We start from the raw sequence: 25923 nt of genomic DNA, 5'->3' as shown, positions 1-25923 counted from the left end.
CGTCGGCAGGGAAGGATCGTGAGCCGTTCCAGCCATCGCTGAGGAGGGTTCATGTCCGACCAGCCACCCCAGGCCGCACCGCCCCCGGGAGAGCCCGAACCCTCCGCGACGCCACCCGTCGGCCCGGGCGGTGCTGCGCCGACGGGCCCGCAACAGCCGCAGGACTGGGTCTTCCCGCCCACCGGCGGGTACCCGGCCGGCTCCGGCCCGTACGGCGGGCAGCCGTGGTACCCGGGCGCCCCGGTCGCCTATCCCGGGCATCCGGGCGCCTATCCCGGGCAGCCGGTCCACGGGTGGTACCCGCCGGGGCACGGCCTCGACCCCGCCGACCTGCTCGTCACCCCGCCCGGCGCGGGCGTCAACGGCTGGTTCGGCCGGTGCGTCGGCGCGGTGCGCCGGGGCTGGCGGCTGCTGCTGCCGATCCTGCTGCTCACCCAGGCGCTGCCGGCCCTGGTGGTGTCGATGCTCTCGTTGGTCGTCGACCCGAGCGCCAAGTGGGAGGAGTCGATGGCCGACGACCCCGCCGCGCTGCCCGACACCTTCCTGACCGACACGGGCGTCCTGCTGTTCGTGGTGCTCGGCAGCGCCCTCGTCTTCGGTTTCGTGCAGAGCCTGGGCTGGGCGGCCGGCACCTGGGTGGTCACCCGGCAGGCGGCCGGTCAGCCGGTGAGCGTGGGCGCGGCCCTCTCCTACGGGGCGCGTCGGGCGCTGGGCCTCTGGGGCTGGACCCTGCTGATGAGCGTGATCATCGGGCTCGGGGTCTGTTTCTGCGTGATCCCCGGCATCTACTTCGCCTTCGCGCTGAGCATGGCCGGCCCGGTCTACCTGTTCGAGCGGCAGCACCCGATCGGCCGTTCCTTCCGCATGTTCCACGACCGGCTCGGTCTGCTGCTCGGCCGGGTGGCGCTGGTCGCGGCGGCGGTGATCGTCGGCAGCGGGGCCGCCGGCATGGTGGAGGGCATCGGCACGCTGCCGTTCGGCACCACCCCGCTGGAGTCGCCCGGCACGGCGGTCGGCGTGCTCGTGGTGACGCTGGTGGGCGCGGTGCTGGCCCTGCCGACCCACCTCGCCCAGCTGGTCGGCCTGGTCGTCACGTACGCCGAGCAGCGCGCCCACGAGGGGCCGGTGGACAGCGCCCGGCTGACCGGTGAACTCGGCTGACCGGGGCGATCGTGCTTGCACTCGGCAGGGGAGAGTGCTAAACAAGTCATTGGCACTCGCATACCGTGAGTGCCAATGGTCGGGGCGGTAGGGCCACGGTCGTAGCGGCGTCCAGACGCGGCTGCGGCACATGGCCGGTCGTCGCGGGCTATCCGGCCCGGCCGAGGAGACGTCGTCGTCGCCAGGTGGCGACGTCCCAAGGTGCGTACACCAGGCGGCCCATCCGGGACACACACTCCGGGTGGCCCGTGAGTGTCCAGGAGGACAACGCCGTATGGCCAAGATGATCGCGTTCGACGAAGAGGCGCGCCGCGGCCTCGAGCGGGGCATGAACCAGCTCGCCGACGCCGTGAAGGTGACCCTCGGCCCCAAGGGCCGCAACGTCGTCCTCGAGAAGAAGTGGGGTGCCCCCACCATCACCAACGATGGTGTGAGCATCGCCAAGGAGATCGAGCTCGAGGACCCCTACGAGAAGATCGGCGCCGAGCTGGTCAAGGAGGTCGCGAAGAAGACCGACGACGTCGCCGGTGACGGCACGACGACGGCGACCGTCCTGGCCCAGGCCCTGGTCCGCGAGGGCCTGCGCAACGTGGCCGCCGGTGCCAACCCGATGGCCCTGAAGCGGGGCATCGAGGCCGCCGTGGCCAGCGTCTCGGAGGAGCTGCTCAAGCTCGCCAAGGACGTCGAGACCAAGGAGCAGATCGCCTCCACCGCCTCCATCTCCGCCGGTGACACCAGCGTCGGCGAGATCATCGCCGAGGCGATGGACAAGGTGGGCAAGGAAGGCGTCATCACCGTCGAGGAGAGCAACACCTTCGGGCTGGAGCTGGAGCTCACCGAGGGTATGCGCTTCGACAAGGGCTACATCTCGGCCTACTTCATGACCGACCCGGAGCGCATGGAGGCCGTCTTCGACGACCCCTACCTCCTGATCGTCAACAGCAAGATCTCGTCGGTCAAGGACCTGCTCCCGATCCTCGAGAAGGTCATGCAGTCGGGCAAGCCGCTGCTGATCATCTCCGAGGACATCGAGGGCGAGGCCCTGGCGACCCTGGTCGTCAACAAGGTCCGGGGCACCTTCAAGTCCGTCGCCGTCAAGGCGCCGGGCTTCGGTGACCGCCGCAAGGCCATGCTGGCCGACATCGCCATCCTCACCGGTGGCCAGGTCATCAGCGAGGAGGTCGGCCTCAAGCTGGACGCCGTCGGCCTCGACATGCTGGGCCGCGCCCGCAAGGTCGTGGTGACCAAGGACGAGACCACCATCGTCGACGGTGCCGGCGACGCCGAGCAGATCCAGGGCCGGGTCAACCAGATCCGGGCCGAGATCGACAAGAGCGACTCCGACTACGACCGCGAGAAGCTGCAGGAGCGGCTGGCCAAGCTGGCCGGCGGCGTCGCGGTGATCAAGGTCGGCGCGGCCACCGAGGTCGAGCTCAAGGAGCGCAAGCACCGCATCGAGGACGCCGTCCGCAACGCGAAGGCCGCCGTCGAGGAGGGCATCGTCCCGGGTGGTGGCGTCGCGCTGGTGCAGGCCGGCAAGACCGCCTTCGACAAGCTGGACCTGGTCGGCGACGAGGCGACCGGTGCGAACATCGTCAAGGTCGCGCTGGACGCCCCGCTGCGGCAGATCGCCGTCAACGCCGGCCTCGAGGGCGGCGTCGTGGTGGAGAAGGTCCGTAACCTGAACCCGGGTCACGGCCTCAACGCCGCCAACGGCGAGTACGTCGACCTGCTGGCCGCGGGCATCATCGACCCGGCCAAGGTGACGCGTTCGGCGCTGCAGAACGCCTCGTCGATCGCGGCGCTCTTCCTCACCACCGAGGCCGTCGTGGCGGACAAGCCGGAGAAGACCCCGGCCGCCCCGGCTGGTCCGGGTGGCGGGGACATGGACTTCTGAGTCCAGCTCCGACAACGCCGTGAGGGGCGGGCCGCGTCAGCGGTCCGCCCCTTGCGCTGTCACGTCGGCAGTGGCCGTTGGTTGCGTCTCTTCTGCGCCCGGTCGTACGGCTGCGGGATCTGCACCGGCTCGTCGACCAGCGTCACCGGCTCGTCGGCCGGCTCGTCGACGCCGGCCATCTCCGCCTGCTGCTCGGCGTCGCCGTAGTCGAGCCGGTCGAACGGCAACGGGCCGGGGCGTTCGTCGTCCGTGGTCATGGCTGCCTCCTCTACCGGAAACGGTAGGGCGCGACGATCACCAATGCGGGCGAATGGCGTTATGAGGGTCTATATCCCGTTCGCCCCGTTGTCAGTCGCCGAGCGTCCTGCGGTACAGGAAGAAGACGCGCTCGATCCGGGCACCCGCGCTGCCCGAGTAGAACGGGACCGGCCCGACCCAGCCGATCTGCGCAGCCGTCACGCCCGCCGCCCGCTGCTCGCGCAGGCAGCGGCGCAGCAGCACCCCGCCGATCCCCGAACCCTCGGCCGCCGGGGCGGTGCCCATCGGGCCGAACCAGCTCGGCCGCGACGACCCGTACGCGGCGAAGCCGAGCACCACGCCGTCGCGCTCGGCCAGGTGGCAGCCCGCCCCCTCCCGGCCCACCGAGCCGGCCAGTTCGGCGTCCCAGGCCCCGCCGAAGGTGGCGCGGGCGAACTCCGCCAGCGCCGGCAGGTCACCCGCCTCGGCGCGCCGGACCGTGACGCCCTGCCCGGCCAGCCGCGCCTCCGCCGGCTGCGTCGGGCGCAGCGCGGGCGAGCCGTCGTACGACAGGTCGGCGGTCATGTTCCACGCCGTCCGGTCCTGCCGGTAGCCGAGCGCCAGCGCGGCGCAGACCGCCGGGGTGTAGCGCACGTCGATCCCGGGCCAGGCGTAGGACGGCGGATTCCCGGCGAGCAGGACCTCCACCGCGCCGAGCTCGGCGAGCCGCGCCTCGGCGGTCGCCAGCAGGGCCCTTGCGACACCGTGTCGCCGCTCCTCCGGTGCCACCGCGACCAGGTCGACGTGACCACGGGCGTCGCCGTCGCCGGCGGCGAGGGAGCCGATGAGCACACCGACGAGGCGCCCCTGCCGGTGCGCGCCCCACGCGAACACCGGGCGGTGGGCGGCGGCCCGCGCCCAGAGGGTGTCCACGACGGCCGGCGCCTCGGCCGCGTCCTCCGGCAGGTCCAGTGCCCGCCCGCAGAGCTCCACCACGGCGGGCCGCCGGTCGGGTCCCAGCTCGACGATCTTCAGGTCCATGGACGCCGACCCTAGGTCACCGGAGCGCTTCTGTTAAGCAGAGCCCCTGCTGGCGCCTGGGAAGAGCCCCCGTTGGCGCCGCCCGGCCGGCGGACCACGCCGGCGACCAGTCCACGTGCGGCGAGGGCTCGTCCACGTCGGTCCGCCGTGGCGTGCCGCGACCGACTCGATCGCCTCAGCCGGCCGGCCCGGGTTTCGGCTCGGGCTCGGGCTTCGGGTCGGGCTCGCGCTCGGGAAGGGTCGGCGCGTCGGTGGGGTAGAGGCCGGCGACGAACCCGTACACCTGGTCGCCGGACCGGGGGATCTGGGCGAAGCGGCGGGCCAGCGCCTGCACCTCGGCCCAGAACGCGCGTACCTCCTCGATCGGGATGCGGGCGTGCACGAGGGTGCAGCGCAGGTCGTCGGCGGCGTGGGCGGCGGCCGATTCGGCGACGGCCTCCGCGAGCCCGTTGACGGCGGTCGCGACCTGTCTGTCCTCGGGACGGGTGAGCGCGCCGATGTAGAGCGTGCGGGCGACCCGGCCGTAGTACCGCTCGTCGATCGCCCGCACCCGCCGGGTCCGCACCACCTTGAGCAGGCCGGCGTCGACGAGCGCGGTCACGTGGTAGGCGACGCTGCTCTTCGGCCGGTCGACCGCCCGGGCCAGCTCGGTCACCGTGGCGGCCCGCTCCAGGAGCAGCTCCAGGAGGGTGGCGCGCAGGGGATCGGCCAGCGCGCGAAGCTGCGCGGGCGCGGTGACCACGAGCAGCTCGTCGAGGTCGTAGTCCGGGATCCGCTCATTGCTCGACATTTCTCGACCGTTCTAGAATCATGGATCATTCGATCGTTGTCGTCTGTTGACAGGAGTGTAGAGATGGCCGACGTGGTCCTGTTCCACCATCTGCACGGGCTCACCGAGGGGCTGCGCGAGTTCGCCGAACAGTTGCGGGCGGGCGGGCACACCGTGCACACCCCCGACCTGTTCGACGGTGAACGCCCGGCGACCCTCGACGAGGGCTTCGCGCTCACGAAACGCATCGGGCGTGAGGTGCTGCGCGAGCGCGCCGACCGGGCCGTGGCCGAGCTGCCCGACGGGCTGGTCCACGCGGGCTTCTCCTGGGGCGCCGCCACCGCCCAGCGGCTCGCCCAGACCCGGCCCGGCGCCCGTGGCGCGCTGCTCTACGAATCCTGCCTGCCCGTCACCGGCGAATGGGCCGTCGGCCCCTGGCCCGCCGGGGTTCCGGTGCAGATCCACGGTATGGACGCCGACCCGTTCTTCGCCCTGGAGGGCGACATCGAAGCCGCCCGCGAGCTGGTCGGCATCGTCGGCCCCGACCTCGGCGAGCTGTTCGTCTACCCGGGCGACCAGCACCTGTTCGCCGACAGCACGCTGCCGTCGTACGACGCGGAGGCCACGGCACTGGTGCTGCGGCGCTCGCGGGAGTTCCTCGACCGGCTGGGGTGAACCGGCGCTCCGCGCCGACCCTCACCCCCGCGCGGCTTGGACGGCGGCGTACGCGTCGACCAGGCCGGCACCGGTGATGTTCCGGTCGCCCCCGCAGGTCTGCGTCCGGGCGGCGTACGTGGCCACGGCCGGGGTCGCGGTGTCCCGCAGGATCTGCCGGGTGCGGGGCAGGTCGCCGACCAGCGCCGGGTTGGCCGACCACATCAGCGCCACCACGCCGGCCACCTGCGGCGTCGCCATCGAGGTGCCGCTCAGGACGGCGTACCCGCCGCCCGGCATCGCCGACAGCACCTCGTCGCCGGGCGCGACCAGGTCCGGCTTGGCCGCCCCCGGCACCGGTCCCCGCGACGAGAAGAGGGTGACCTTGCGCTGCCGGTCGACCGCGCCGACGGTCAGCACGTCCGCGTACGGGGCGGGCGGGTCGTCGATCGAGCCGCAGTACGGCCCGGTGTTGCCGGCCGCTGCCACCACCATGACGCCGGCGGCGTCCAGGGCGGCGGTGGCCGGCCCGAGCACGCCCGGGTCGCAGCCTTCGAGCGCCGGGCAGCCCCACGAGTTGGTGAGGATGTCCGGCGCGCGTGCCGGGCGCCCGTCGCTGAACGGGTCCCCGCCCACCGGGAAGGGCGCCAGCATGAACTGGAGGCAGTCGAGGTAGTACGCGGGATTGCCGAGATTGCGGTCCAGGTTGACGCAGCCGGCCCACCGGGCGCCCGGGGCGACCCCGATGCCGCCCCGGCCCACCGCGCTGCCCGTCGTGTGGGTGCCGTGCCCGCCCTGGTCGGTCGGCGCCCGGGTGCCGTTCCACGGGTCGTGCCAGGAGTCGTCGCCGCCCCGGAAGCCGCCCGCCAGCGCGGGATGCCCGCCGTCCACGCCCGAGTCCGAGCTGCCCACCACGATCCCGGAGCCGTCCACCCCGAGCTGGGACCAGACCCGGTCCGCACCGAGCATCCGGACGTTCCACTCGGGGCCGGCGGGCGCGGGCGCGGTGCCGCGACTGCGGCCGGCCGGCGCGGGCAGCGGTCGCACCCGTTGGCTGACCAGCACCCGGGCGACCTCAGGACGGCGCGACAGCCAGGCCCGTACCGCCGGCCCGCCGTCCACCTCGACGGCGTTGACGAGGTAGTAGGGGGTGTGGTCGAGCCGCAGCCGGCGCAGGTCCCGGCGCAGGTCGGCCTGGGTCCGCTCGGCGGTCGCGACCAGCCGCCGGTGGACCTCGGCGACCCGGGCGTCCCGGCCGGCCCGACCGGTCGTCGCCGGGACGCCGGCGAGATCGGCCTGCTCGCGGAGCACCACGAACAGCCGCTCGCCGTGCAGGCCAGGCTGCCCCGCGCCGACGGCCACCGCGCCGACCGCCAGCAGCAGCGCGGCGGCGGTCACCCCGGCCACCCGCCGGCTCGGCCGCCGGCCCCGGCCCAGCAGCACGCCGTACGTCACGGCGAGGACGACCGCGACGGCGAGCCCGGCGCCGGCGGCGGCGGCCACCCAGAACGGCACGTCGCGGGTGCTGGCCAGGAGGAGGGTGATCTCCTCGGGATCGGTGAAGGCCAGCGGGCCGAGCACGCCGAGCCCGACCAGCCAACGGGCCGCGGGCCGCAGGGCGCCCGTCCCCGGTCGCCCGGTCGGGGCAGGGCGGCGGGCCGCCGCGTGCAGGGCCGCCAGCGCGAAGCCGGCCGGCGGCAGGATCAGCAGCAGAGGAAGCTGGGCCCCGGACTGGCCGACCCCGGCGGCGAGCAGCAGCAGCGCGACCCCGGCGACCAGCCCGCCGACCAGCACCAACCGGGTCGGCCGGGGCGGTTCGCCGACGGTGAAGCGGGACCAGAAGGCGTCGTCCAGCAGCGCCCCGGCCAGCACGCCGAGCGCGGCAGCGGCGACCCCGGCGAGCACCGTCTCCAGCAGCCCACCGAGGGCGCCCAGCCAGGCCCAGGGCAGCAGCAGCGCCAGCCCGCCGGCCACCCCGAGCAGCGTGGCGGCCGACGTGGGCGCCCGGCGCGGGGCGGCCGACGCGGGTGCCCAGGGCGGGGCGGCCGACGCGGGCACCCGGGGGGTCGCGACCGCCGCGCGGCGGGCCAGCGCCCGCAGGACGAGGGCGGCCAGGCCGGCCGTGGCGGCCAGCGCGGCGAGGTACGCCTCGTGGTGCACCGGCGGCATCGCCCGGAGCAGCCCCAGCGCGCCGAGCGCGAGCGCCGCCGCCAGCCAGGTCCGGCCGGTGGTGCGGACCGCCGCCGAGCGGGGCAGCAGGGCCAGCGTCAGCGCGGGCGCCCCGACCAGCAGCACGGTGAACAGCACCGTCGCCGGCCAGAGCCAGACCACGCGGTCCAGCCCGGAGGCCAGCAGGACCTGGTCGGCCAGCCAGCCGCCGAGCTGGCCGACGACGACGAGCCCGACCGTCCAGCAGCCGGTCACCGCCGCCGCCACCACCGCCCAGGGGCTCGGCGGGCCCGGCGTGGCCAACGGCCTTGGAGCGGGTTGACCAGCGGGGAACGGGGGGCCGACCTCCATCCCCAGACAGTACGGCGCGGACGGGCTGTCCCGCCGGGTGGCGGCGGCGGTTACCGTGGACGGGTGCGTGACCCCAACGTGTCCCGAACGAAGGCCGGCCAGCTCTCCCCCGAGCGCCGGGCCGCCGACCTGCGCCGCCTGCGCACCGAACGCTTCGACGTGCTGGTCATCGGCGGTGGTGCGACCGGGGCGGGTGCCGCCCTGGACGCCGCCTCGCGAGGGCTGAAGGTGGCCCTGGTGGAGGCGCGCGACTACGCCGCCGGCACCTCCAGCCGCTCCAGCAAGCTCATCCACGGGGGCCTGCGCTACCTGGAGCAGTTGGAGTTCCACCTGGTGCACGAGGCGCTCACCGAGCGCGGGCTGCTCGCCACCCGGCTGGCCCCGCACCTGGTCCGGCCGGTGCCCATCCTGGTCCCGCTGCCCGACGGGCGGGGCGTACGCGGCCTGCCGGCCCGGGTGTTCCGCCGCTCCTACTACGGCGCCGGCGTGGCGGCGTACGACGCCTTCGCCGGGGTCTTCGGCGGCGGGCGCGGCATGCCGCTGCACCGGCACCTGACCCGCGAGGGCGCCCGCCGCGTCTTCCCCAGCCTGCGCGCCGACGCGGTGGCCGGCGCGATCCGCTACTACGACGGGCAGGTCGACGACGCGCGGCTGGTGGTGACCCTGGCCCGCACGGCGGCCAGCCTCGGCGCGACCGTGGTGAACAGCACCCGGGCGGTCGGGCTCATCCGGCAGGCCCGCGAGGTGACCGGCGTCCGGGTCCGCGACCTGGAGGCACCCGCCGGCTCCCCGGACGCCGAGTTCGAGGTACGCGCCCGCACCGTCATCGCCGCCACCGGGGTGTGGAGCGACGACATGTCGCGGATGCTGAACGACGTCGGGCTGCGCCCCGGCATCCGCGTCCGGGCCTCCAAGGGCGTGCACCTGGTGGTGCCCCGCTCGGCGATCACCGGCGAGGCCGGGCTGATCCTGCGTACGACCACCAGCGTGCTCTTCGTCATCCCGTGGGGCGGGCACTGGATCATCGGCACCACCGACACCGACTGGCGGCTGGACCGGTCCCACCCGGCGGCCTCCGCCCGGGACATCGAATACCTGCTGGACCAGGTCAACACGGTGCTCGACCGGCCGCTCACGACGGCCGACATCGAGGGCGTCTACGCCGGGCTGCGGCCGCTGCTGGCCGGCGAGGCGGACTCCACCTCCAAGCTGTCCCGCGAGCACGCCGTCTTCGAGCCGATGCTCGGGCTGCTGCTGGTCGCGGGCGGCAAGTACACGACGTACCGGGTGATGGCCTCCGACGTGGTCGACCGGGCCGCCCACCGGCTCGGCGCCGTACGCCCCTCCCGCACCGCCGACCTGCCGCTGCTCGGCGCCGACGGCTACCCGGCGACGTGGCGGGACCGGGCGGACCTCGCCCGCCGGCACGGGATGCCGGTCGGGGTGGTCGAGCACCTGCTGGAGCGCTACGGCACCCTCACCCGCGACCTGCTCGCGCTGATCGACGCGGACCCGCTGCTGGCCTCCCCGCTGGCCGGCGCACCGGAGTACCTGGCCGCCGAGGTGACGTACGCGGCCCGGGCCGAGGGGGCGCTGCACCTGGAGGACGTGCTCACCCGGCGGACCCGGATCTCCTTCGAGACGGCGCACCGGGGCCTGGAGTCGGCGGGCCACGCGGCCGAGCTGATGGGCGCGGTGCTCGGCTGGGACGAGGCCACCCGGGCCCGCGAGGTGGAGCACTACCGTGCCCGGGTCGAGGCGGAACGCGAGTCCCAGCTGATGCCCGACGACGCCACCGCCGACGCCGCCCGGCTCGGTGCGCCCGACGTACGGGGCTTCGCGGCGGACCGCGGCGTGGACGACGACCAGGCCGAACTGCCGTCCTCGTCCCGCTGACCGGCCCGGCCCCGGTCACCCCTACATTCGCCCGCCCCACCCCGGAGAGCGGTTACGGCCCTCACCCACGGTGGGATAGGTTCCGGCCCGTGCCCTCCGCTTCCTGGTTGCGTCCGGTCCGCGTGTCCGTGGCCGCCCTGTTGGCCGCCGCCCTCGCCGGCTGCTCGCTGCCCGGAAGTGCCGACGACGTGCCCGCGCCGGGTCCGGCGGGCACCGGGCTGTCGCAGCCGGGGCCCGGCGGTGCGGCGACCGCCGGAAAGGGCGAGGTCAGCCTCCTCCAGCGGGTCGGCACGGACGGCCCGCTGCGCACGCTCAAGGTGGAACCGGACGGCAGGTGGGAGTGTGTCGACTGCGCCGGCGACGGCGTGACGTCGACCGGGGTGCTCGGCCCGGAACACGTCGCCCGGCTCCAGAAGCTGCTAGCCGACCCGGGCCTGGCGAAGGAGACCGACCAGGTCCGGCGCTACCAGGTCACCTGCATCGACGCGTTGACCTCCAGCCTGCTCACCTCGACCGGCCTGGTCACGTCGCAGGACTGCCCGGGCGAGGAGCACCCGCCCATCGCCAACGAGATCCTGCTGCTGCTCACCCAGGCCACCCCGGCCGAGATGACCGCCTGACGGCCGCGCTCCCGGCGGAGGCTCCGGGACCGGCGCCACCGGCGTCCGGACCTCGGGCCGGCGGAAGGCCGTCGCGCCGCGCCCGTCAGAGGACCTTGCCGGGGTTGAGCAGGCCGGCCGGGTCCAGGGCGGCCTTGATCGCCTGGTGCACCCGCAGGCTCACCGGGCCGATCTCGCGGGCCAGCCAGTCGCGCTTGAGCAGGCCCACGCCGTGCTCGCCGGTGCAGGTGCCGCCCAGTTCGAGGCCGAGGCGCATGATCTCGTCGAACGCGCGCCGGCCGCGTTCGAGGCTCGCCGGGTCGGCCCGGTCCACCACGATGTTCGGGTGCATGTTGCCGTCGCCGGCGTGGCCGACCACGCCGATCGGCACGTCGCACTCCACCGCGATCCGGGCCACCCCGTCGAGCAGCGCCGCCAACGCGCCCCGGGGGACCGCCACGTCGTCGATGACCAGGCCGCCGTTGCCGCCCGGGTAGGTCTCCGCCGCGAACTTCTCCATCGCCGGGTGCGCGAGCCGGCGCGCCTGCAACAGGGCCGCCGCCTCCACGGCGTCGGTGGCCGCGTAGACCTCGTCGGCGCCGGCCGCCTCGCAGACCGCGGCCAGGCCCGCCAGATCGTCGGCCGCGCGGGAGCCGGTGTCGGCGGCGGCCAGCAGCAGCGCCTGGGCGTCCGTCCGCAGGCCCATCGGGCGGTACGCCTCGATCGCCCGCAGGTGCGTCCGGTCGAGCAGCTCCAGCAGGCTGGGGGAGAGCCCCCGGGCGGCGATCTCGGCGACGGCCGCGCCGGCGGCGGCGGTGGACGGGAAGACCGCCACCATGGTCAGCGACTGTGCCGGTGCGGGCCGCAGCGCCACGGTCACCTCGGTGATTACCCCGAGGGTGCCCTCGGAGCCGACGAAGAGCCGGGTGAGGTCGTACCCGGCCACCCCCTTGGCGGTACGCCGGCCGGTGCGCAGCACCTCGCCGGAGGCGAGTACCACCTCCAGGCCCAGCACGTACTCGGTGGTGACGCCGTACTTGACGCAGCACATGCCACCCGCGTTGGTGGCGACGTTCCCGCCGATCGTGGACGACTCCCACGAGCCCGGGTCGGGCGGATACCACAGCCCCTGCTTCGCCACGGCGGCGGCGAGCGTCGCGTTGACCACGCCGGGCTGCACCACGGCGATCCGGCTCACCGGGTCGATCTCCAGCACGGCGTCCATCGCGACCATGCTGACCACCATCGCGCCGTCGACGGCGTTGGCGGCGCCGGCCAGCCCCGTGCGCGCCCCCTGCGGCACCACCGGTACGCCGTGCCGCGCGGCCGCCCGCAGCGCGGCGGCCACCTGTGCGGTGGTGCGGGGACGGACCACGACCAGGGGCGTACCGGCGGCGCAGAGGTCGGCCTCGTCCCGCTCGTGCATCCGCAACAGGTCCGGGTCGGTGAGGACGGCGTCGTCGCCGAGCGCCGCCCGCAGGTCGTCGAGGAGGGGGGATCCGGCCATGTCGCCGAGGCTACGGTCGGTCCCGCGCGATCACCAACCGGTCCCCGGTGCGGGGTACCTTGGCCGACATGCTCTACCTGGACCGGCCCGCCTGGCCGTGGCGGGGGCGGCTCTGGTCCCACCTGATCAGCGACGTCTCCCCCGCCGAGCTGCACGCCTTCGCCGAGATGCTGGGCGTGCCCCGCCGGGGGTTCGACCGGGACCACTACGACATCCCGGCCGACCGGTTCGCGATGGCAGTCTGGCTGGGCGCCCGGGTGGTGCCGAGCCGGGAGCTGGTGCGCCTGCTCCGGCAGGCCGGGCTGCGCCGCCCCAAGCACCTGGCCCGCCCGCGTGGGGTGGAGGTGGGTGCGGGGGGCTAGCGGAGCGTGGACATCTCGCGGGTCAGGTTGGCGCGGGCCCGGGGCTCCCAGCGCCGTGCCAGCGGCGGCAGCCGGAACAGCGCCGGCAGGGCGAGCAGCCCGGCGAGCACCCGGGCGCGGCCGGCCCGGAAGTCGGGCTCGGGCACGTGCGCGTACTCCCGTCGGATGGCCGCGGCGTAGCGGTCGTACGCCTCGGGCGGCGCCGCCAGGACGGCGAGGTCGGCGTCGCAGAGCAGCGCACCGTCGGCGTCGCCCGGCTCCACGGCATGCCCGGCGGTGAGCAGCACCAGCCGGCGCACCTCGGCCACGGCGTCGGCCGGCAGGCCCGCCCGGGTGAGCAGCGTCCCGGCGAGCGCCGCGCTGTCGCGCTCGTTGGCGTCGCCCCCGGCGCGCGGGTCGTAGACGGCGTCGTGGCACCAGGCCGCGAGGCGCACCAGGTCCGGCCGCCCGGCGGCCGGCGCGTGGGCGTCGACCACGTCGAGGACGGCCGCCAGGTGGTCGGCGTCGTGGTAGTGCCGGTGCGGCTCCCGCCAGCGGGCCAGCAGGTCCTCGCCGACCCGGCTCAGCTCCGCCGCGTCGGTCATCCCGGCGCCCCGGGCCGCGGCCCGCCACCGGTCGAGAAGATCGGCCACCCGGCCCAGTCTGCCCTACCGCCGTCGCCGCCGAGGATTCACCCGGCGCGCCACGGGTAGTCCCCGCCATGGCCGTGGCCCGGGACCGTCGATCCTCACTGGTGCGACGCGCCATATTGCGCGACCGGGGGAAGGAGCTCGACACGGCCCGGGTCGCCCGAGCCGTGGAGACCCTGCGGCACCGCAGCAAGGTCACCCTGCACGACCGCCTGCACCGGTTGCGGATGGCGATGGGCCTCGCCGTGCAGGCGGGCCTCGCCGCCGGACTGTCCTGGCTGGCGGCGCACGAGCTGCTCGGCAACCCGCAACCGGTCTTCGCGCCGATCTCCGCGGTCGGCACCCTCGCCGCCTCGGTCGGCCAGCGGTTCCGTCGTACGGTGGAGCTGATCGTCGGGGTGGCGATCGGGGTGGCCGTCGGCGACTTCCTCATCTACCTGCTCGGCACCGGTCCGTGGCAGCTCGGCCTGGTGGTCACCCTGGCCATCGTGCTGACCATCTTCGCGGGCGCCAGCGTGGCCATCGTCATCCAGGCGGCGGCCACGGCGGTGCTGATCGTCACGCTCAGCCCGTCGACCGAGAACCTGGAGATCCCCCGGTTCATCGACGCGTTCGTCGGCGGCGGCATCGCCCTGCTGGTCACCGCGGTCCTGCTGCCGCTCAATCCGCTGCGGGTCATCAACCGGGCCGCCCGGCCGGCCCTGGACCTGCTCGCCGCCCAGCTCGACATGGCCGCGGACGCCCTGCGGGACCGGGACCGGGACAAGGCCCAGCGGGCCCTGGACCGGCTCCGCAACAACCAGGAGGAGCTGGCCGCCTTCACCGAGGCCATCGAGGGGGCGAAGGAGACCGCCATGCTCTCGCCGGCCCGGTGGCACCGGCGGGACGAGCTCACCCACTACGCCGAGGCCGCCGACCCGATCGACCGGGCGATGCGCAACGCCGGCACGCTGACCCGGCGCGCGGTGACCCTGATCGAGGACGAGGAGCCCATCCCGGAGACGATGCCCGACGCGGTGGCCCATCTCGCCGAGTCGGTCCGCCTGCTCAAGCACGAGTTCGCCGTCGGCGAGGAGCCGGAGCAGGCACGGGAGCGGGCGCTGCGCGCGGTCAGCGAGGCCGGCCGGGCGTACGCCGACGGGGTCGGCTTCTCCGGCAGCGTGGTGATCGCGCAGGTGCGGACCACCGCCAGCGACCTGATGGTGGCCTCCGGCATCAGCCAGGAGGAGGCGAACCGCGGGGTCCGGCAGTCCTTCGGCGACCAGGACCGGTCGGACGGCGAGGGGGAGCGGGACGACGCCCCGAAGCCGCCCGCCGCCCCGCCGCTCGGCTGACCCCGGGGACCCTTGTCGACCCGGTCAGGCCCGCAGGGCGCGGGCCAGGCGGTGGACGGCCTCGTCCATGAGGTCGGGCGGGGCGGCGGCGTAGGTGAGGCGGAGGTGGGGGGCCGGGGGTTCGGCGGCGTACCAGGGGCGGCCGGGGAGGACGACGACGCCTTCGGCGGCCGCGGCGGCAGCCAGCGCGACGTCGTCGGTGCCCTCCGGCAGGCGTACCCAGAGGTGCATGCCGCCGCGCGGGACCGGCTGCCGGGCCAGCTCCGGCAGGTGCCGGCGGAGCGCGGTCAGCAGCGCCTCGCGGCGGGTCCGCAGGGCGGTGCGCAGGGCGCGGCGGTGGCGCGTCCAGGCCGGGGTGGTGACGAACTCGATCGTGGCCTGTTGCAGTGGCCCGGCGACGAAGAAGTCGTCGAGCAGCCGGGCCGCCCGCAGCCGGGCGCCGGCCGGGCCGCGGGCGCCGATCGCGGCGACGCGCAGCCCGGGAGCGGTCGACTTGGTCAGCGAGCGCAGGTAGACGACGTGCCCGTCGGGGTCGTCGGCGGCCAGCGGCGGCGGGGCCTGGCCGTCGATGGTGAGGTCGCGGGCGTAGTCGTCCTCGATGAGGAACGCCCCGGCGTCGCGTACGGCCTCGGCGACCCGGGCCCGGCGGTCCTCCGCGAGCGTCGCGCCGTGCGGGTTGGCGTACAGCGGCTGGCAGTAGAACAGCCGGGCGCCGGTGCGGGCGAACGCGGCGGCGAGCTGGTCGGGGCGTACTCCGTCGGCGTCGGCGGGCACGGGCACCACCCGGAGGCCGGCCGCCCGGGCGGCGGCCAGCGCGCCCAGGTAGGTCGGTGACTCGACGAGCAGGGTGTCGCCGGGCGCGGCGAGCGCCCGCAGCGCGGACGACAGGGCGGCCTGTCCGCCCGGGCAGACCACCATGTCCTCGGCGCGCAGCCCGACCCCGGCCTCGCGGGCGAACCAGGCGCGCAGGTCTTCGCGCCCCTCGGCCGGCCCGCGCTGCCAGGACGCGGGCTGCCGGGCGGCGCGGGTGAGCGCGGCCCCGAGCGCGGCGGCGGGTTGCAGCTCGCCGTCCAGGTAGCCCCCGGACAGCGGGATCGCTCCTGCGGGCGGTAACGCCAGTAGCGCCTGCATCTCGTCCTCGCCCGGCCGGCGGGGGCCGAGCGCCACGGTCTGCCACGAGAGGTCGGGGGCGCGCCACTCGCGTGGCGGGGCGGCCACGAAGGTGCCCCTGCCGGGTCGCGTCTCGACCATTCCCTGGGCCACGAGCTGGCGGATGGCCTCGGCGACGGTGACCGGGGAGGCCTGGTGCCGGGCGGTCAGCTCGCGCACCGAGGGCAGCCGCGTGCCGGGATCCGCGGCAGCCGCAAGCCCGCGCAGGTCTTGGGCGACGCGGTCGGCTGCGTTACCGTCATTCATGAACGGGAACAGTAGCGCTACTGCCAGAACCACGGTAACGGCGGACCGGACGGTCGGCCTCGCCCTCGGCGCGCTGGGCGTGCTCGCCTTCAGCATGTCGCTGCCCGCGACCCGCGTCGCCGTGCAACAGCTCGACCCGTGGTTCGTCGCCTTCGGCCGGGCCGTCGGCGCGGCGCTGCTGGCATGGGCGTACCTGCGATCCACCGGCGCCCCGCGGCCCACGCGCGGTCAGTGGCGGCGGCTGGCGGTCGTCGCCCTCGGCGTCGTCGTCGGTTTCCCGCTGTTCACCTCGCTGGCGCTCATCACCCAGACCTCCGCGCACGGCGCGGTCGTCATCACCGTGCTGCCCGCCATGACCGCCGTGTTCGCGGTGCTGCGGGCCGGCGAGCGACCGCCGCCGCTGTTCTGGGCCGCCAGCGCCGGCGGTCTGCTGGCGGTGCTCACCTTCCTCGGCGCCAGCGGCGCGGTACGCGGGGCCCTCGCCCCGCCCGACCTGTTCCTGCTCGCGGCGGTCGTGCTCTGCGGCCTGGGGTACGCCGAGGGCGGCGCGCTCGCCCGCGAGCTGGGCGGCGCCCGGACGATCTGCTGGGCGTTGCTGCTCTCGCTGCCCGTCACCGTTCCCGTCATGGTCGTCGCCGCCGTGGCCGCCCCGCCGCGCGCCGACCCCGTCGCCTGGTCGGCGTTCGGCTACCTCACCGTGGTCTCCATGTTCCTGGGCTTCTTCGCCTGGTACGCGGGCCTGGCCCGGGGCGGCATCGCGCAGGTCGGGCAGATCCAGCTCGCCCAGCCGGTGCTCACCCTGGCCTGGTCGGCGCTGCTGCTCGGCGAGGCCGTCACCCCTGCCTCGATCGCGGCGGCGGTGGCCGTGCTGGCGTGTGTGGTGCTGATCCAGCGCATCCGCGACCGCACGCCGGCACCCGCGGTGGGGAAGGCCTGACGGGGGACGCGCCCCGCCCCGGGCGATGCGGGGCTCGTACCGCCCCGACCTGACCTGCCCCGGTCGCCGACGGCTCCCCGGCGACCGCTCAGCTCAGCCTGCGGGAGTGGGCCGGCGGGTGCTCCCGGGTCGGTCAGGCCAGCGCGGCGAGGGCGGCGAGCAGCCGGTCCACGTGCCCGGTGGTGCTGCCCAGGCCGATGCTGGCGCGCAGGGCGGTCGGCGGCAGATCCCGCCGGCCGCTGCGGGCGGCCGCCTCGTCCAGCAGCCGCCGGGCCAGCGGGTGGGCGCAGAAGAGGCCGTCGCGCACCCCGATGTCGTACGCCGCCGCGAGTTCCGCCGCCACCTGCGTCGAGTCCCGGCCGGCCACCACGAACGACACGATCCCTACCCGGGGCGCCGCCGGCCCGAACATGCGCAGCTCCAGCACGTGCGGCAGGGCCGCGAGGCCCTCGCGCAGCCGGGTCAGCAGAGCCTGCTCGGCGTCGTGCAGGGCGGCCCGGTCCGCGTCGGCGAGCGCGGTGCAGACCGCCGCCAGGGCGACCGCGCCGAGCAGGTTCGGGGTGCCCGCCTCGTGCCGGGCCGGGCCGGTCGCCCACCGTACGTCGTGGGTGGCCGCCCCGACGTGGCTGGTGGCGCCCCCGCCGGCCAGGTACGGCGGCGCGGCGTCCAGCCAGTCCGCGCGCCCGACGAGCACCCCCGCGCCGAACGGGGCGTACAGCTTGTGGCCGGAGAGCGCGAGGTAGTCGACGTCGAGGGCGGCGACGTCCACCGGCGCGTGCGGGGCGAGCTGCGCGGCGTCCACCGCGATCCGGGCGCCGTGCCGCCGGGCCACCCGGGCCAGCTCGGCCACCGGCCAGCGTTCCCCGGTCACGTTGCTCGCGGCGGTCACCGCCACCAGCACGGGCGGGCCCTGCTGCGCGCTGCGGGGGCCCGACGGGTCCGGCCTGCGCAGCTCGCCGAGCGCCGCGTCCAGCGCGCGGAGGGCCCCGGCGGGATCCGGGGGCACCGGCAGCCGCACCGAGCCACGCGGCCAGGGCAGCAGGTTGGCGTGGTGCTCCCCGCCGAAGGTGACCACCGTCGTGCCGGCGGGCAGCGCCCGGGCCAGCAGGTTCAGCGCGTCGGTGGTGTTGCGGGTGAAGACCACGTGGTCGCCGGCGCGGGCGCCGAGGAAGTCGCCGACCGCCTGCCGGGCGCGCTCGTAGGCGAGGGTGCAGCGCCGCGACAGCGCCCCGGCGCCGCGGTGCACGCTGGCGTACCAGGGCAGCAGCTCGGCCACCGCGTCGGCCGCGGCCCGCGCGCAGGGCGCGGTGGCCGCGTAGTCGAGGTTCACCTGGCCGGGTACGCCGAGCACGTCGAGCGGGTCGGCGACGGCGGGCGGCTGCGGCGCGGGCGGGGGTACGAGGGTGACGGTCATGGCCGACCTCCGGGTCCAGGGACCCCGGGTGGGCGCACACGGGCGGGGTCCGCGCTTGCCCGGCACGCGATCGGGCCGGGCCCGGTCATCACCCGGGGCACCCCACCGCGAACTCGACGAGGGTTGCCGGCCAGCAAGCCGGGGCTTGACGCTGGCGCTCGTGACCTGCCCGCAGCATAGCCGGGTGAATGCGGCCGGACCAGGCGGCCGGGGATGGCTACGCTGACCGCATGGCCGACACCCCGCCCGGCGCATCTCTGCCGCCGTCGCCGACCGCGCCCGCCGTTCCGCCGCCCGGTGTGGCGGGGCCCGGGATGCCGCTGCGTCGGTTGGGGTGGCGTCGGGCCCTGGTGCTGGCCGGTGCCGTCCTGTTCATCGCGGCGTGCGCGCTGTTCATGCTCTTCACGCTGGGCGAGAACCTGGGCGTCGAGGCGCTGCTGATCGGCGTGGCCGCCGCGATCCTCCCGGTTCCGGTGCTGGTGGCCTGTTTCCTCTGGCTGGACCGCTACGAGCCGGAGCCCCTGAAGTACCTGATCTTCTGCTTCGCCTGGGGCGCGTTCGTCTCCACCGCGGCGTCGCTGACCGTCAACGAGTTCTCCGCCGGGCTGTTCGAGGACTGGGGGCTGCCGACCGCGCTGACCGCGGTGCTGGTCGCGCCGTTCATCGAAGAGCTGACCAAGGCCATCGGGCCGATCCTGCTGCTGATCTTCCGCCGGCGGGAGATCTCCGGGATCACCGACGCGCTGGTCTACTGCGGGCTTTCCGCGATCGGGTTCGCCATGGTGGAGAACATCCTCTACCTGGGCGGCCACGGCTACGCCAGCGGCGCGGAGCGGTACGGGCCGGCGACCGGCACCCAGCAGGTCATCGCCATCTTCATCGTCCGGATCCTGCTCTTCGGCTTCGCCCACCCGCTCTTCACCTCCATGACGGGGGTGGGGCTGGGCATCGCCGCGCGCACCGCCAGCCGGTGGGTCCGGGTGCTCGCCCCGCTCGCCGGCCTGCTGCTGGCGATGATGCTGCACGGGCTGTGGAACCTGCTGCCGACGCTCACCCAGGCCACCGGCCAGGCGTTGATCATGCTGTACGGCTTCATCGGCGTGATGGTGCCGGTCTTCTTCGCCATGGTCGGGCTCGCCCTGTGGCTCCGGGCCTGGGAGGGGCGGCTCACCGAGCGGATGCTGCCGGACTACGTGCGGGCGGGCTGGCTCACCCCACCGGAGGTGGCGGCGCTGAGCAGCCTGGGGCGGCGGCACGCGGCCCGGGTGTGGGCCAAGCGGGTGGCCGGCGACGGCGGGCTGAGGGCGATGCGCGGCTACCAGTTCGCGGCGACCCGGCTGGCGCTGCTGCGCGACGGCGCGCTGCGCGGCCTGGACCGGCGTCCGGCGGACCGGGAGCGGACCGCGCGGGAGGAACGGGAGCTGCTGGAGGCGATCGGCGCGTACCGGTCGTTCTTCGTGGGCCGGGACCCGCAGGTGCCGGCGGGCATCTGGGACGGGCACCGCTACCACCTGCGGTTCCCGGACGGCACGCAGCGGTCGGTCGAGGCGCCGGACGAGCCCGTCGTGCCGATCCCGGTGGTGCTCGTCCCGCCGCCCCCGCCACCGCCGGCCGGCTTCGGCCCGCCCGGCTGGTACGGCCAGCAGCCGCCGGCGCCGTGGCACCCCGGCGGCCCCTGAGCCCGGTCGTCAGGTCATCAGGCTGGTGAGGAAGTCACCGAGACCCTGCGCCATCGCCATCAGTCCCGCCCCGATCGCCTTGAACATCTCCGCCGCGCCCTCCGGCCGGAAGGCCATGAAGTAGATCAGGAACGCGACGCTCCCCCAGAGCAGAATCTTCTTCACTAGTACCGGCATCGCGTCCCTCCCCAGGGCCGGTGATGCGGCTGGCTTCCCGGCGGGGGGCGACGCAAACGGCACCGGCGCCCTCATCCGGGCGGGCGGGCCGGGGGTGGGCTCAGAGGTAGAGGCCGGTGGAGTCGTTCTCGACCCGCTCGGCGGCCACGGCGTGCACGTCGCGTTCGCGCAGCAGCACGTACCCGCGGCCGTGCAGTTCGACCTCGGAGCGGTCGTCGGGGTCGAAGAGGACCCGGTCGCCCGAGACGATGGCGCGCACGTTCGGCCCCACGCCCACGGCCGTGGCCCAGGCCAGCCGCTTGCCCACGGCGGCGGTCGCCGGAATCACGATGCCGGCGGTCGAGCGTCGCTCACCCTCGCTCCCCTCCATCCGCACCAGCACACGGTCGTGCAGCAGGCGGATCGGCAGCTTGGAGTCGAGATTCTCGTCGGCGGTCACGCCGCAGACGCTACCGTGTCCCGGTCGGCGGGCCGTGGGCGGTTACGCGCCGGGGGCCGGGGGCAATGTGTGGCGGACCTGCCCTACGGTGGCGTCGTCGGACGTATCCTGTCCGCCCACCGGCGTGGGCGGGCCGGTCTCATGCCAGGAGGTGCGCTTGAGCCGCTTCGAGCAGATCCGCGGACGGCTCCGTCGCGCGTACGAGTCGGGCCGGGAGGCGGCGCGGGCACGCCGTACGGATCCGGTCGACGGCCCCGAGTCGGCCGGCGTGGCCTCGCCGACGTCCCCCGGCCCGGTGGCGGCGCCCTCCGCGACCGTGGTCGGCGCCCCGCCGCCCGGGGCGATGCACAACTCCACCTCCAGCCGGGACGACGCGGACGTGCCGCACGCGTTGCGGATCGCCGCCGCGTGGTCCTGGCGGCTGATCGTGATCGGCGTCGTGGCCTGGGCGCTGCTGAAGGTCGTCGGCACCGTCCGGATCGTGGTCATCCCGCTGGCCGTCGCGCTGCTGCTCTCGGCGCTGCTCGCGCCGGCGGTCGGCTGGCTGCTGCGGGCCCGCCTTCCCCGGTCCATGGCGACGGCGGTGGTGCTGGTGGGCGGCCTGGCCGCGGTGATCGGGACGCTGACCCTGGTGGTGAACGAGTTCATCCAGGGCGTGCCGGAGCTGAGCAAGAAGTCCTCCGAGGGCGTCCGGCAGATCCAGGACTGGCTGAAGACCGGCCCGCTGCACCTCTCCGACGGCCAACTCGACAACTACATCGAGGAGGGCCAGAAGTGGATCAACAACAACACCGAGAAGTTCACCAGCGGCGCCCTCTCCACGGCCGCCACGCTGGCTGAGGTGCTGACCGGCACGCTGCTGGTGCTCTTCGCCACGTTCTTCTTCCTGCGCGACGGCAACAAGATCTGGCGCTTCCTGGTCCGGCTCCTGCCGGTGGCCGCCCGCTGGAAGGTCGACGACGCCGGGCGGGCGTCCTGGGCGACGCTGGTCGCCTACGTCCGGGCGACCGTGCTGGTCGCGTTCATCGACGCGGTCGGCATCGGCGTCTTCCTGGTCATCTTCGACATCCCGTTCGCCTTCCCGCTCGCCGCGCTGGTCTTCCTCGGCGCGTTCATCCCGATCGTCGGTGCGACCCTGTCGGGCGTCGTCGCGGTCCTGGTCGCGCTGGTCGACAGCGGCCCGGTGACCGCACTGATCATCCTGGGCGCCGTGATCGGGGTGCAGCAGGTGGAGGGGCACCTCCTCCAGCCGCTGATCATGGGCCGGGCGGTGGCCATCCACCCGCTCGCGGTCATCATCGGCATCGCGGCCGGCGTGGTCCTCGCCGGGATCACCGGCGCGCTGGTCTCGGTGCCGCTGATCGCCGTGCTCAACACGGCCGTCCGCCGGCTCGCCGCCCGCACCGTTCCGGACACCCCGCCCGACGCCGTCGTCGTCGCCTCCCAGGCGCCCTGACGGTCAGACCTTGGCGAGGCGGTCGAGGGCGCCCCGGGCGACCTCCGGCCGGGTGGTGTACCAGAACGGCGGCAGCGACCGGCGCAGGAACGGCCCGTAGCCCCGGGCCGTCTCCAGGCGCGAGTCGAGGACCGCCACCACGCCCTTGTCGCCCGTCGACCGGATCAGCCGCCCCACCCCCTGGGCCAGCCGGATCGCGGCGATCGGCACGCTGACCGCCGCGAAACCCGACCCCCCGCCGGCGTCCACCGCCGCGGCCCGCGCCGCCGCCAGCGGCTCGTCCGGCCGGGGGAAGGGCAGCCGGTCGATGACCACCAGCTGGCAGGCGTCGCCCGGCACGTCGACGCCCTGCCAGAGCGACATCACCCCGAACAGGCAGCTGGACTTCTCCTCCCGGAACCGGCGTACCAGCAGCGGCAGCGCCTCCTCGCCCTGAAGAAGGACCGGCAGGTCGGTCCGCGCGCGCAGCAGCTCCGCCGCCTGCTGCGCGGCCCGCCGGGAGGAGAAGAGGCCGAGGGTACGCCCGCCGAGCGCGGTGACCAGCTCGAGCAGTTCCTCGCCGGCCGCGTCGGGCAGCCCGGAGACGCTGGGCCGGGGCAGGTGCGCGGCGACGTACAGGATGCCCTGCCGGGGGTAGTCGAACGGCGAGCCGACGTCGAGGGAACGCCAGCCCGGCCCCGAGGTGGCCGGCGCCCCCGCCGTGCCGGTCGCCGCACCGCCCCCGGTCGCTCCGCTGCCCTCCGCCGGCCCGGTGCCGCCGGTGCGCCCGGCCGACCGGGCGGCCATGGCGGCGGCGGCCGGTGACGGCGGGTCGGCCGGGGGTGCCTCCAGGCCCAGCGCCCGGGCCACCGTGTCGAACCGGCCGCCCAGCGTCAGCGTCGCCGAGGTGGCGACGACCGTGCGCTCCTCGTACAAGTGGGTGGCGAGCGTGCCGGCGACCGAGAGCGGCGCGACCACCAGCGCCCGGCGACCGGTGTTGTCGTTCTTCTCCACCCAGGCCACGTCGTGGTCGGCCTCCTCCAGCAGCCGCTGCGCGGTGGCGGAGAGCTCGTCGAGCACGGCCTTGGCCTGCTGCTTGCGCACCGGGTCCGGGTCGTCGGACTTGACGTCGCCGATCGCGTCGAGGGCCGCCCGGGTGGCCGCGTCGAGCAGGGTGCACGCCTCGCGCAGCGGGGACGGCAGCCCTGAGGTGATCCGCCCGGCCGGCGCCTCGGCCAGCCCGACGGCCAGGGCGTCGCCGGCCGCGGTCAGCGACTCGGCGACGTCCGGCCGCAGCAGCGGGCGGGCCCGCTTCGCGGAGCGGTCGATCAGCTCCGGCACCAGCTCGGCCTGCGCGGCGGAGGAGACCCGGTCGGCCAGCTCGTGCGCCTCGTCGACGATGAGCAGCTTGTGCGGCGGCACGATGTGCCGGCCGGCGAGCATGTCCACCGCGAGCAGGCTGTGGTTGGTGACCACGATGTCGGCCTCCCGGGCGCGGGCCCGGGACGCCTCGGCGAAGCACTCCGCGCCGAACGGGCAGCGGGACGCGCCGACGCACTCCCGGGCCGGCATGGAGACCAGCCGCCAGGCCTGGTCGTCGACGCCCGGGTCCAGCTCGTCCCGGTCGCCGGTGTCGGTCTTCTCCGCCCAGTCGCGCAGCCGCTGCACCTGCTTGCCGAGCCGACCCGCCTCGCCGAGCCACTTCGTGCCGCCGCCGGGGCGCGCCGCCGGGGCGTCGAAGAGGGTGTCCTCCGGTTCGTCCTCTGTGGAGTTGTCTAGCCGGGCCAGGCAGAGGTAGTGGTGCCGCCCCTTCAGCACCGCGAAGGTGGGCCGCCGGCCGAGCACCGGCTCCACGGCGTCGGCGAGCCGGGGCAGGTCGTGGTCGACCAGCTGGGACTGCAACGCCAGGGTGGCCGTGGAGACCACCACCGGCCCGTCCACGGTCAGCGCGGGCGTCAGGTAGGCCAGCGACTTGCCGGTGCCCGTGCCGGCCTGCACCAGCAGGTGCTCCCGCGCCTGCACGCACTCCTCGATGGCGGTCGCCATCTGCTGCTGGCCGGGACGCGCCGCCCCGCCCGGCACCGCGCCGACCGCGGCGGCGAGCAGCTCCACCCCGCTCGGCCGGGTGCCCCGTCGCCGGCCTCCGGTGCGGGGCGAGGGGGCGGCGGAACCGGTGGCGAGGCGCGGAGTCACCGTGCGACGGTACCCGCCGTCCCCGACACCGGCCGCGCCGATCCGGGCGTGGCGTCGTCACGGTACGGTCTCCCACCGACCGCGTCCGGTTACTTCCGTGCGGCGACGGATGGGCGGTATCGGTTAGGGTGCGACTCATGCCGAGCGACGTGGTCCGCGTGATCTACCGCAAGTACGACGGCAGCGCCCACCGCGACTACCCGGCCCGCCGGCTGGCCGAGGACGAGCTCGGCGTCTGGCTCGGCGTGACCGAGGGCACGAAGTCCGTCTACCACGGTCGCCCGTCGGTGGAGCAGATCCCGTTCGTCCTCCTGGTGCCGCACCACGCCTGGTGGACCGGCATGTTCAACCCGCCGCCACGGACCAGCGAGGTCTACTGCGACATCGCCAGCCCGGCCCGCTGGGAGAACGACGACACCGTCCACCTCATCGACCTCGACCTCGACGTGGTGCGCCGCCGGACCACCGGCCTGGTGGAGCTGCGCGACGAGGACGAGTTCGCCGAGCACCGGGCCCGCTTCGGCTACCCGGACGACGTGGTGGCGCAGGCCGAGGCGGCGGCCCGGTGGCTGCTCGGGGCACTGGGCGACGGCACCGAGCCGTTCGCCACGTCGTACCGGAAGTGGCTGGCCCTGGTGGTCTGACCCGCCGGCACCGGCCCCCGGGCCGTCACCAGCGCGGCGGCCAGCCGTCCTCCTCCGCCAGCGGCGGCAGGTCGCCCAGCTTCTCCGGATTCAGCTGGTGGAAGACCCCGGTCACCCGGCCCTCGTCCACCGTGAGGGCGGCCACCACCCGCAGCGGTCGCCCGTCCGAGTGCCGGGTCTCCAGGTGCAGGCCCTCGACGCCGTCGACGAGCACCCGACGGGAGCGCAGCGTCCCGCCGTAGCGCCCGGCACGCCCGAACAGGCCCAGGAGGAAGCGGGCCACCGCGTCGGCCCCGAGCACCGGCCGCCGGGCCGCCGGGAAGTGGCCGCCGCTGTCGCCGACGGCGACCACGTCCGGGGCGAGCACCCGTACCAGCGCGGCAAGGTCGCCCGACTCGACGGCGGTCACGAAGGCGGCGAGCACGTGACGCTGCTCGACCGCGTCGGCGGTGTGCCGGGGCGCGTCGGGCGCGTGCACCGCCCGGCGGGCCCGGGAGGCGAGCTGGCGGGCGGCGGCGTCAGTCGTACCGAGCACCTCGGCGATCTGGGCGAACGGCACGGCGAAGACGTCGTGCAGCACGAAGGCCACCCGCTGCTCCGGTGCGAGGCGTTCCAGCACCACCAGCAGGGCGGTGCCGACCTGATCGGCGCGGACCGCCCGCTCCGCGGGGTCGGGCGCGAAGCCGTCGGGGCGCGGGCCCTGGTCGAGCGGCGTCACCACCGGCTCCGGCAGCCACTGGCCGGGGTACGCCTCCCGCCGTACCCGCGCCGAGCGGAGCACGTCCAGGCAGATCCGGGCGCAGGTGGTGGTCAGCCAGGCGCCGAGGTGCCGGATCTCGGCGCGGGCCGCCGGGTCGGCGAGCGCGGCGGCGTACCGCAGCCAGGTCTCCTGCACGGCGTCCTCGGCCTCGCTGCGGCTGCCCAGCATCCGGTGCGCCACCCCCAGCAGCCGCCCCCGCTCGGCCTCGAACTCCGCCACCATC

General features: G+C 75.4%; 22 protein-coding genes, 2 pseudogenes and 1 riboswitch. Of the genes and pseudogenes, 11 read left to right on the top strand and 13 right to left on the bottom strand.

Translation table 11 applies throughout. The annotated features are described in order from the left end of the window. Positions 1-51 precede the first annotated feature (51 nt). Both ACLQ20_RS07140 and groL read left to right on the top strand, forming a co-directional pair. Complete coding sequence (locus ACLQ20_RS07140; RefSeq protein ID WP_425854615.1) at positions 52-1161, top strand: hypothetical protein; 1110 nt, start codon at positions 52-54, stop codon at positions 1159-1161. A gap of 274 nt (positions 1162-1435) precedes the next feature. Then, positions 1436-3058, top strand: a complete 1623-nt coding sequence (groL, locus tag ACLQ20_RS07135) for a chaperonin GroEL (protein ID WP_151456693.1) — start codon at positions 1436-1438, stop codon at positions 3056-3058. Positions 3059-3117: 59 nt separating this feature from the next. On the opposite strand, the gene ACLQ20_RS07130 is transcribed toward groL, so the two are convergent. The 3 genes from ACLQ20_RS07130 to ACLQ20_RS07120 all read right to left on the bottom strand — a co-directional run bounded on the left by ACLQ20_RS07130 (position 3118) and on the right by ACLQ20_RS07120 (position 5126). Next, entirely contained in the window at positions 3118-3315 is a 198-nt protein-coding gene (locus ACLQ20_RS07130; RefSeq protein ID WP_088998151.1) for a hypothetical protein, read from the bottom strand. 91 nt (positions 3316-3406) lie between these two features. Then, complete coding sequence (locus tag ACLQ20_RS07125; protein WP_425854614.1) at positions 3407-4336, bottom strand: GNAT family N-acetyltransferase; 930 nt, start codon at positions 4334-4336, stop codon at positions 3407-3409. A 175-nt stretch (positions 4337-4511) separates the two neighbouring features. Next, positions 4512-5126, bottom strand: a complete 615-nt coding sequence (locus tag ACLQ20_RS07120; RefSeq protein WP_425854612.1) for a helix-turn-helix domain-containing protein — start codon at positions 5124-5126, stop codon at positions 4512-4514. A gap of 63 nt (positions 5127-5189) precedes the next feature. Here ACLQ20_RS07120 and ACLQ20_RS07115 point away from each other — a divergent pair, with 63 nt between their 5' ends. After that, entirely contained in the window at positions 5190-5780 is a 591-nt protein-coding gene (locus ACLQ20_RS07115; RefSeq protein ID WP_425854611.1) for a dienelactone hydrolase family protein, read from the top strand. A 21-nt stretch (positions 5781-5801) separates the two neighbouring features. On the opposite strand, the gene ACLQ20_RS07110 is transcribed toward ACLQ20_RS07115, so the two are convergent. After that, a complete protein-coding gene (locus ACLQ20_RS07110; protein WP_425854610.1) occupies positions 5802-8279 on the bottom strand; it encodes a S8 family serine peptidase in 2478 nt (825 codons plus the stop codon). 78 nt (positions 8280-8357) lie between these two features. On the opposite strand from ACLQ20_RS07110, the gene ACLQ20_RS07105 reads away from it, so the two are divergent. Both ACLQ20_RS07105 and ACLQ20_RS07100 read left to right on the top strand, forming a co-directional pair. Beyond that, the gene (locus tag ACLQ20_RS07105; RefSeq protein ID WP_425854841.1) at positions 8358-10175 is read left to right on the top strand and encodes a glycerol-3-phosphate dehydrogenase/oxidase; all 1818 of its coding nucleotides are present in this window, start codon (positions 8358-8360) and stop codon (positions 10173-10175) included. Positions 10176-10264: 89 nt separating this feature from the next. Beyond that, complete coding sequence (locus ACLQ20_RS07100; RefSeq protein ID WP_151457561.1) at positions 10265-10795, top strand: hypothetical protein; 531 nt, start codon at positions 10265-10267, stop codon at positions 10793-10795. Positions 10796-10880: 85 nt separating this feature from the next. Here ACLQ20_RS07100 and ACLQ20_RS07095 read toward each other — a convergent pair whose 3' ends face one another. Further along, complete coding sequence (locus ACLQ20_RS07095; protein ID WP_151457560.1) at positions 10881-12281, bottom strand: FAD-binding oxidoreductase; 1401 nt, start codon at positions 12279-12281, stop codon at positions 10881-10883. A 68-nt stretch (positions 12282-12349) separates the two neighbouring features. Here ACLQ20_RS07095 and ACLQ20_RS07090 point away from each other — a divergent pair, with 68 nt between their 5' ends. Further along, entirely contained in the window at positions 12350-12643 is a 294-nt protein-coding gene (locus tag ACLQ20_RS07090; RefSeq protein ID WP_151457562.1) for a DUF4031 domain-containing protein, read from the top strand. On the opposite strand, the gene ACLQ20_RS07085 is transcribed toward ACLQ20_RS07090, so the two are convergent. After that, complete coding sequence (locus ACLQ20_RS07085; RefSeq protein ID WP_151457559.1) at positions 12640-13275, bottom strand: HD domain-containing protein; 636 nt, start codon at positions 13273-13275, stop codon at positions 12640-12642. The genes ACLQ20_RS07090 and ACLQ20_RS07085 overlap by 4 nt on opposite strands. Before the next feature lie 74 nt (positions 13276-13349). Here ACLQ20_RS07085 and ACLQ20_RS07080 point away from each other — a divergent pair, with 74 nt between their 5' ends. After that, on the top strand, positions 13350-14606 hold the full coding sequence (locus tag ACLQ20_RS07080) for an FUSC family protein (RefSeq protein ID WP_358122784.1): 1257 nt from the start codon (positions 13350-13352) through the stop codon (positions 14604-14606). A gap of 24 nt (positions 14607-14630) precedes the next feature. Here ACLQ20_RS07080 and ACLQ20_RS07075 read toward each other — a convergent pair whose 3' ends face one another. After that, a complete protein-coding gene (locus ACLQ20_RS07075; protein ID WP_327029767.1) occupies positions 14631-16022 on the bottom strand; it encodes a PLP-dependent aminotransferase family protein in 1392 nt (463 codons plus the stop codon). Here ACLQ20_RS07075 and ACLQ20_RS07070 point away from each other — a divergent pair. Beyond that, positions 16021-16959: a DMT family transporter gene (locus tag ACLQ20_RS07070; RefSeq protein WP_425854608.1), complete on the top strand. Its 939-nt coding sequence runs from the start codon at positions 16021-16023 to the stop codon at positions 16957-16959. The two genes, ACLQ20_RS07075 and ACLQ20_RS07070, sit on opposite strands and share 2 nt — an antisense overlap. Positions 16960-17092: 133 nt before the next feature. Here the strand turns inward: ACLQ20_RS07070 and ACLQ20_RS07065 are convergent, their stop codons facing one another. Next, complete coding sequence (locus tag ACLQ20_RS07065) at positions 17093-18373, bottom strand: aminotransferase class V-fold PLP-dependent enzyme (RefSeq protein WP_358122769.1); 1281 nt, start codon at positions 18371-18373, stop codon at positions 17093-17095. A 46-nt stretch (positions 18374-18419) separates the two neighbouring features. Next, a riboswitch (SAM riboswitch) is annotated at positions 18420-18539 on the bottom strand. Positions 18540-18561: 22 nt separating this feature from the next. Here ACLQ20_RS07065 and ACLQ20_RS07060 point away from each other — a divergent pair. Next, positions 18562-20052 (top strand): PrsW family intramembrane metalloprotease, encoded by a 1491-nt coding sequence (locus tag ACLQ20_RS07060; protein ID WP_358122771.1) that lies wholly within the window; start codon positions 18562-18564, stop codon positions 20050-20052. Positions 20053-20061: 9 nt separating this feature from the next. Here the strand turns inward: ACLQ20_RS07060 and ACLQ20_RS07055 are convergent, their stop codons facing one another. Together ACLQ20_RS07055 and ACLQ20_RS07050 are read right to left on the bottom strand one after the other, a co-directional pair. After that, positions 20062-20229, bottom strand: a complete 168-nt coding sequence (locus tag ACLQ20_RS07055) for a hypothetical protein (RefSeq protein ID WP_165947924.1) — start codon at positions 20227-20229, stop codon at positions 20062-20064. Positions 20230-20329: 100 nt separating this feature from the next. Continuing rightward, positions 20330-20668 carry a GroES family chaperonin gene (locus tag ACLQ20_RS07050; RefSeq protein WP_151457098.1) on the bottom strand — a complete coding sequence of 113 codons (339 nt, stop codon included), beginning with the start codon at positions 20666-20668 and terminating at the stop codon, positions 20330-20332. A gap of 88 nt (positions 20669-20756) precedes the next feature. Here ACLQ20_RS07050 and ACLQ20_RS07045 point away from each other — a divergent pair, with 88 nt between their 5' ends. Continuing rightward, positions 20757-22124 carry an AI-2E family transporter gene (locus tag ACLQ20_RS07045; RefSeq protein ID WP_151457099.1) on the top strand — a complete coding sequence of 456 codons (1368 nt, stop codon included), beginning with the start codon at positions 20757-20759 and terminating at the stop codon, positions 22122-22124. Positions 22125-22127: 3 nt separating this feature from the next. Here ACLQ20_RS07045 and ACLQ20_RS07040 read toward each other — a convergent pair. Together ACLQ20_RS07040 and ACLQ20_RS07035 are read right to left on the bottom strand one after the other, a co-directional pair. Then, positions 22128-22823: pseudogene (locus tag ACLQ20_RS07040) on the bottom strand (ATP-dependent DNA helicase); the annotation flags it as partial. A gap of 120 nt (positions 22824-22943) precedes the next feature. Next, positions 22944-24364, bottom strand: a pseudogene (locus tag ACLQ20_RS07035) (ATP-dependent DNA helicase); the annotation flags it as partial. A gap of 69 nt (positions 24365-24433) precedes the next feature. Between ACLQ20_RS07035 and ACLQ20_RS07030 the strand changes: the two are divergent. Continuing rightward, positions 24434-24940 carry a DUF402 domain-containing protein gene (locus tag ACLQ20_RS07030; protein WP_151457101.1) on the top strand — a complete coding sequence of 169 codons (507 nt, stop codon included), beginning with the start codon at positions 24434-24436 and terminating at the stop codon, positions 24938-24940. A gap of 25 nt (positions 24941-24965) precedes the next feature. Here the strand turns inward: ACLQ20_RS07030 and sigJ are convergent, their stop codons facing one another. Continuing rightward, complete coding sequence (gene sigJ / locus ACLQ20_RS07025) at positions 24966-25922, bottom strand: RNA polymerase sigma factor SigJ (RefSeq protein WP_327029763.1); 957 nt, start codon at positions 25920-25922, stop codon at positions 24966-24968. Position 25923: the final 1 nt, after the last annotated feature.

It is taken from the genome of Micromonospora sp. DT46 (assembly GCF_049841735.1).
GTDB lineage: Bacteria > Actinomycetota > Actinomycetes > Mycobacteriales > Micromonosporaceae > Micromonospora > Micromonospora reichwaldensis.
This window is presented reverse-complemented; position numbering and strand designations above follow the sequence as displayed.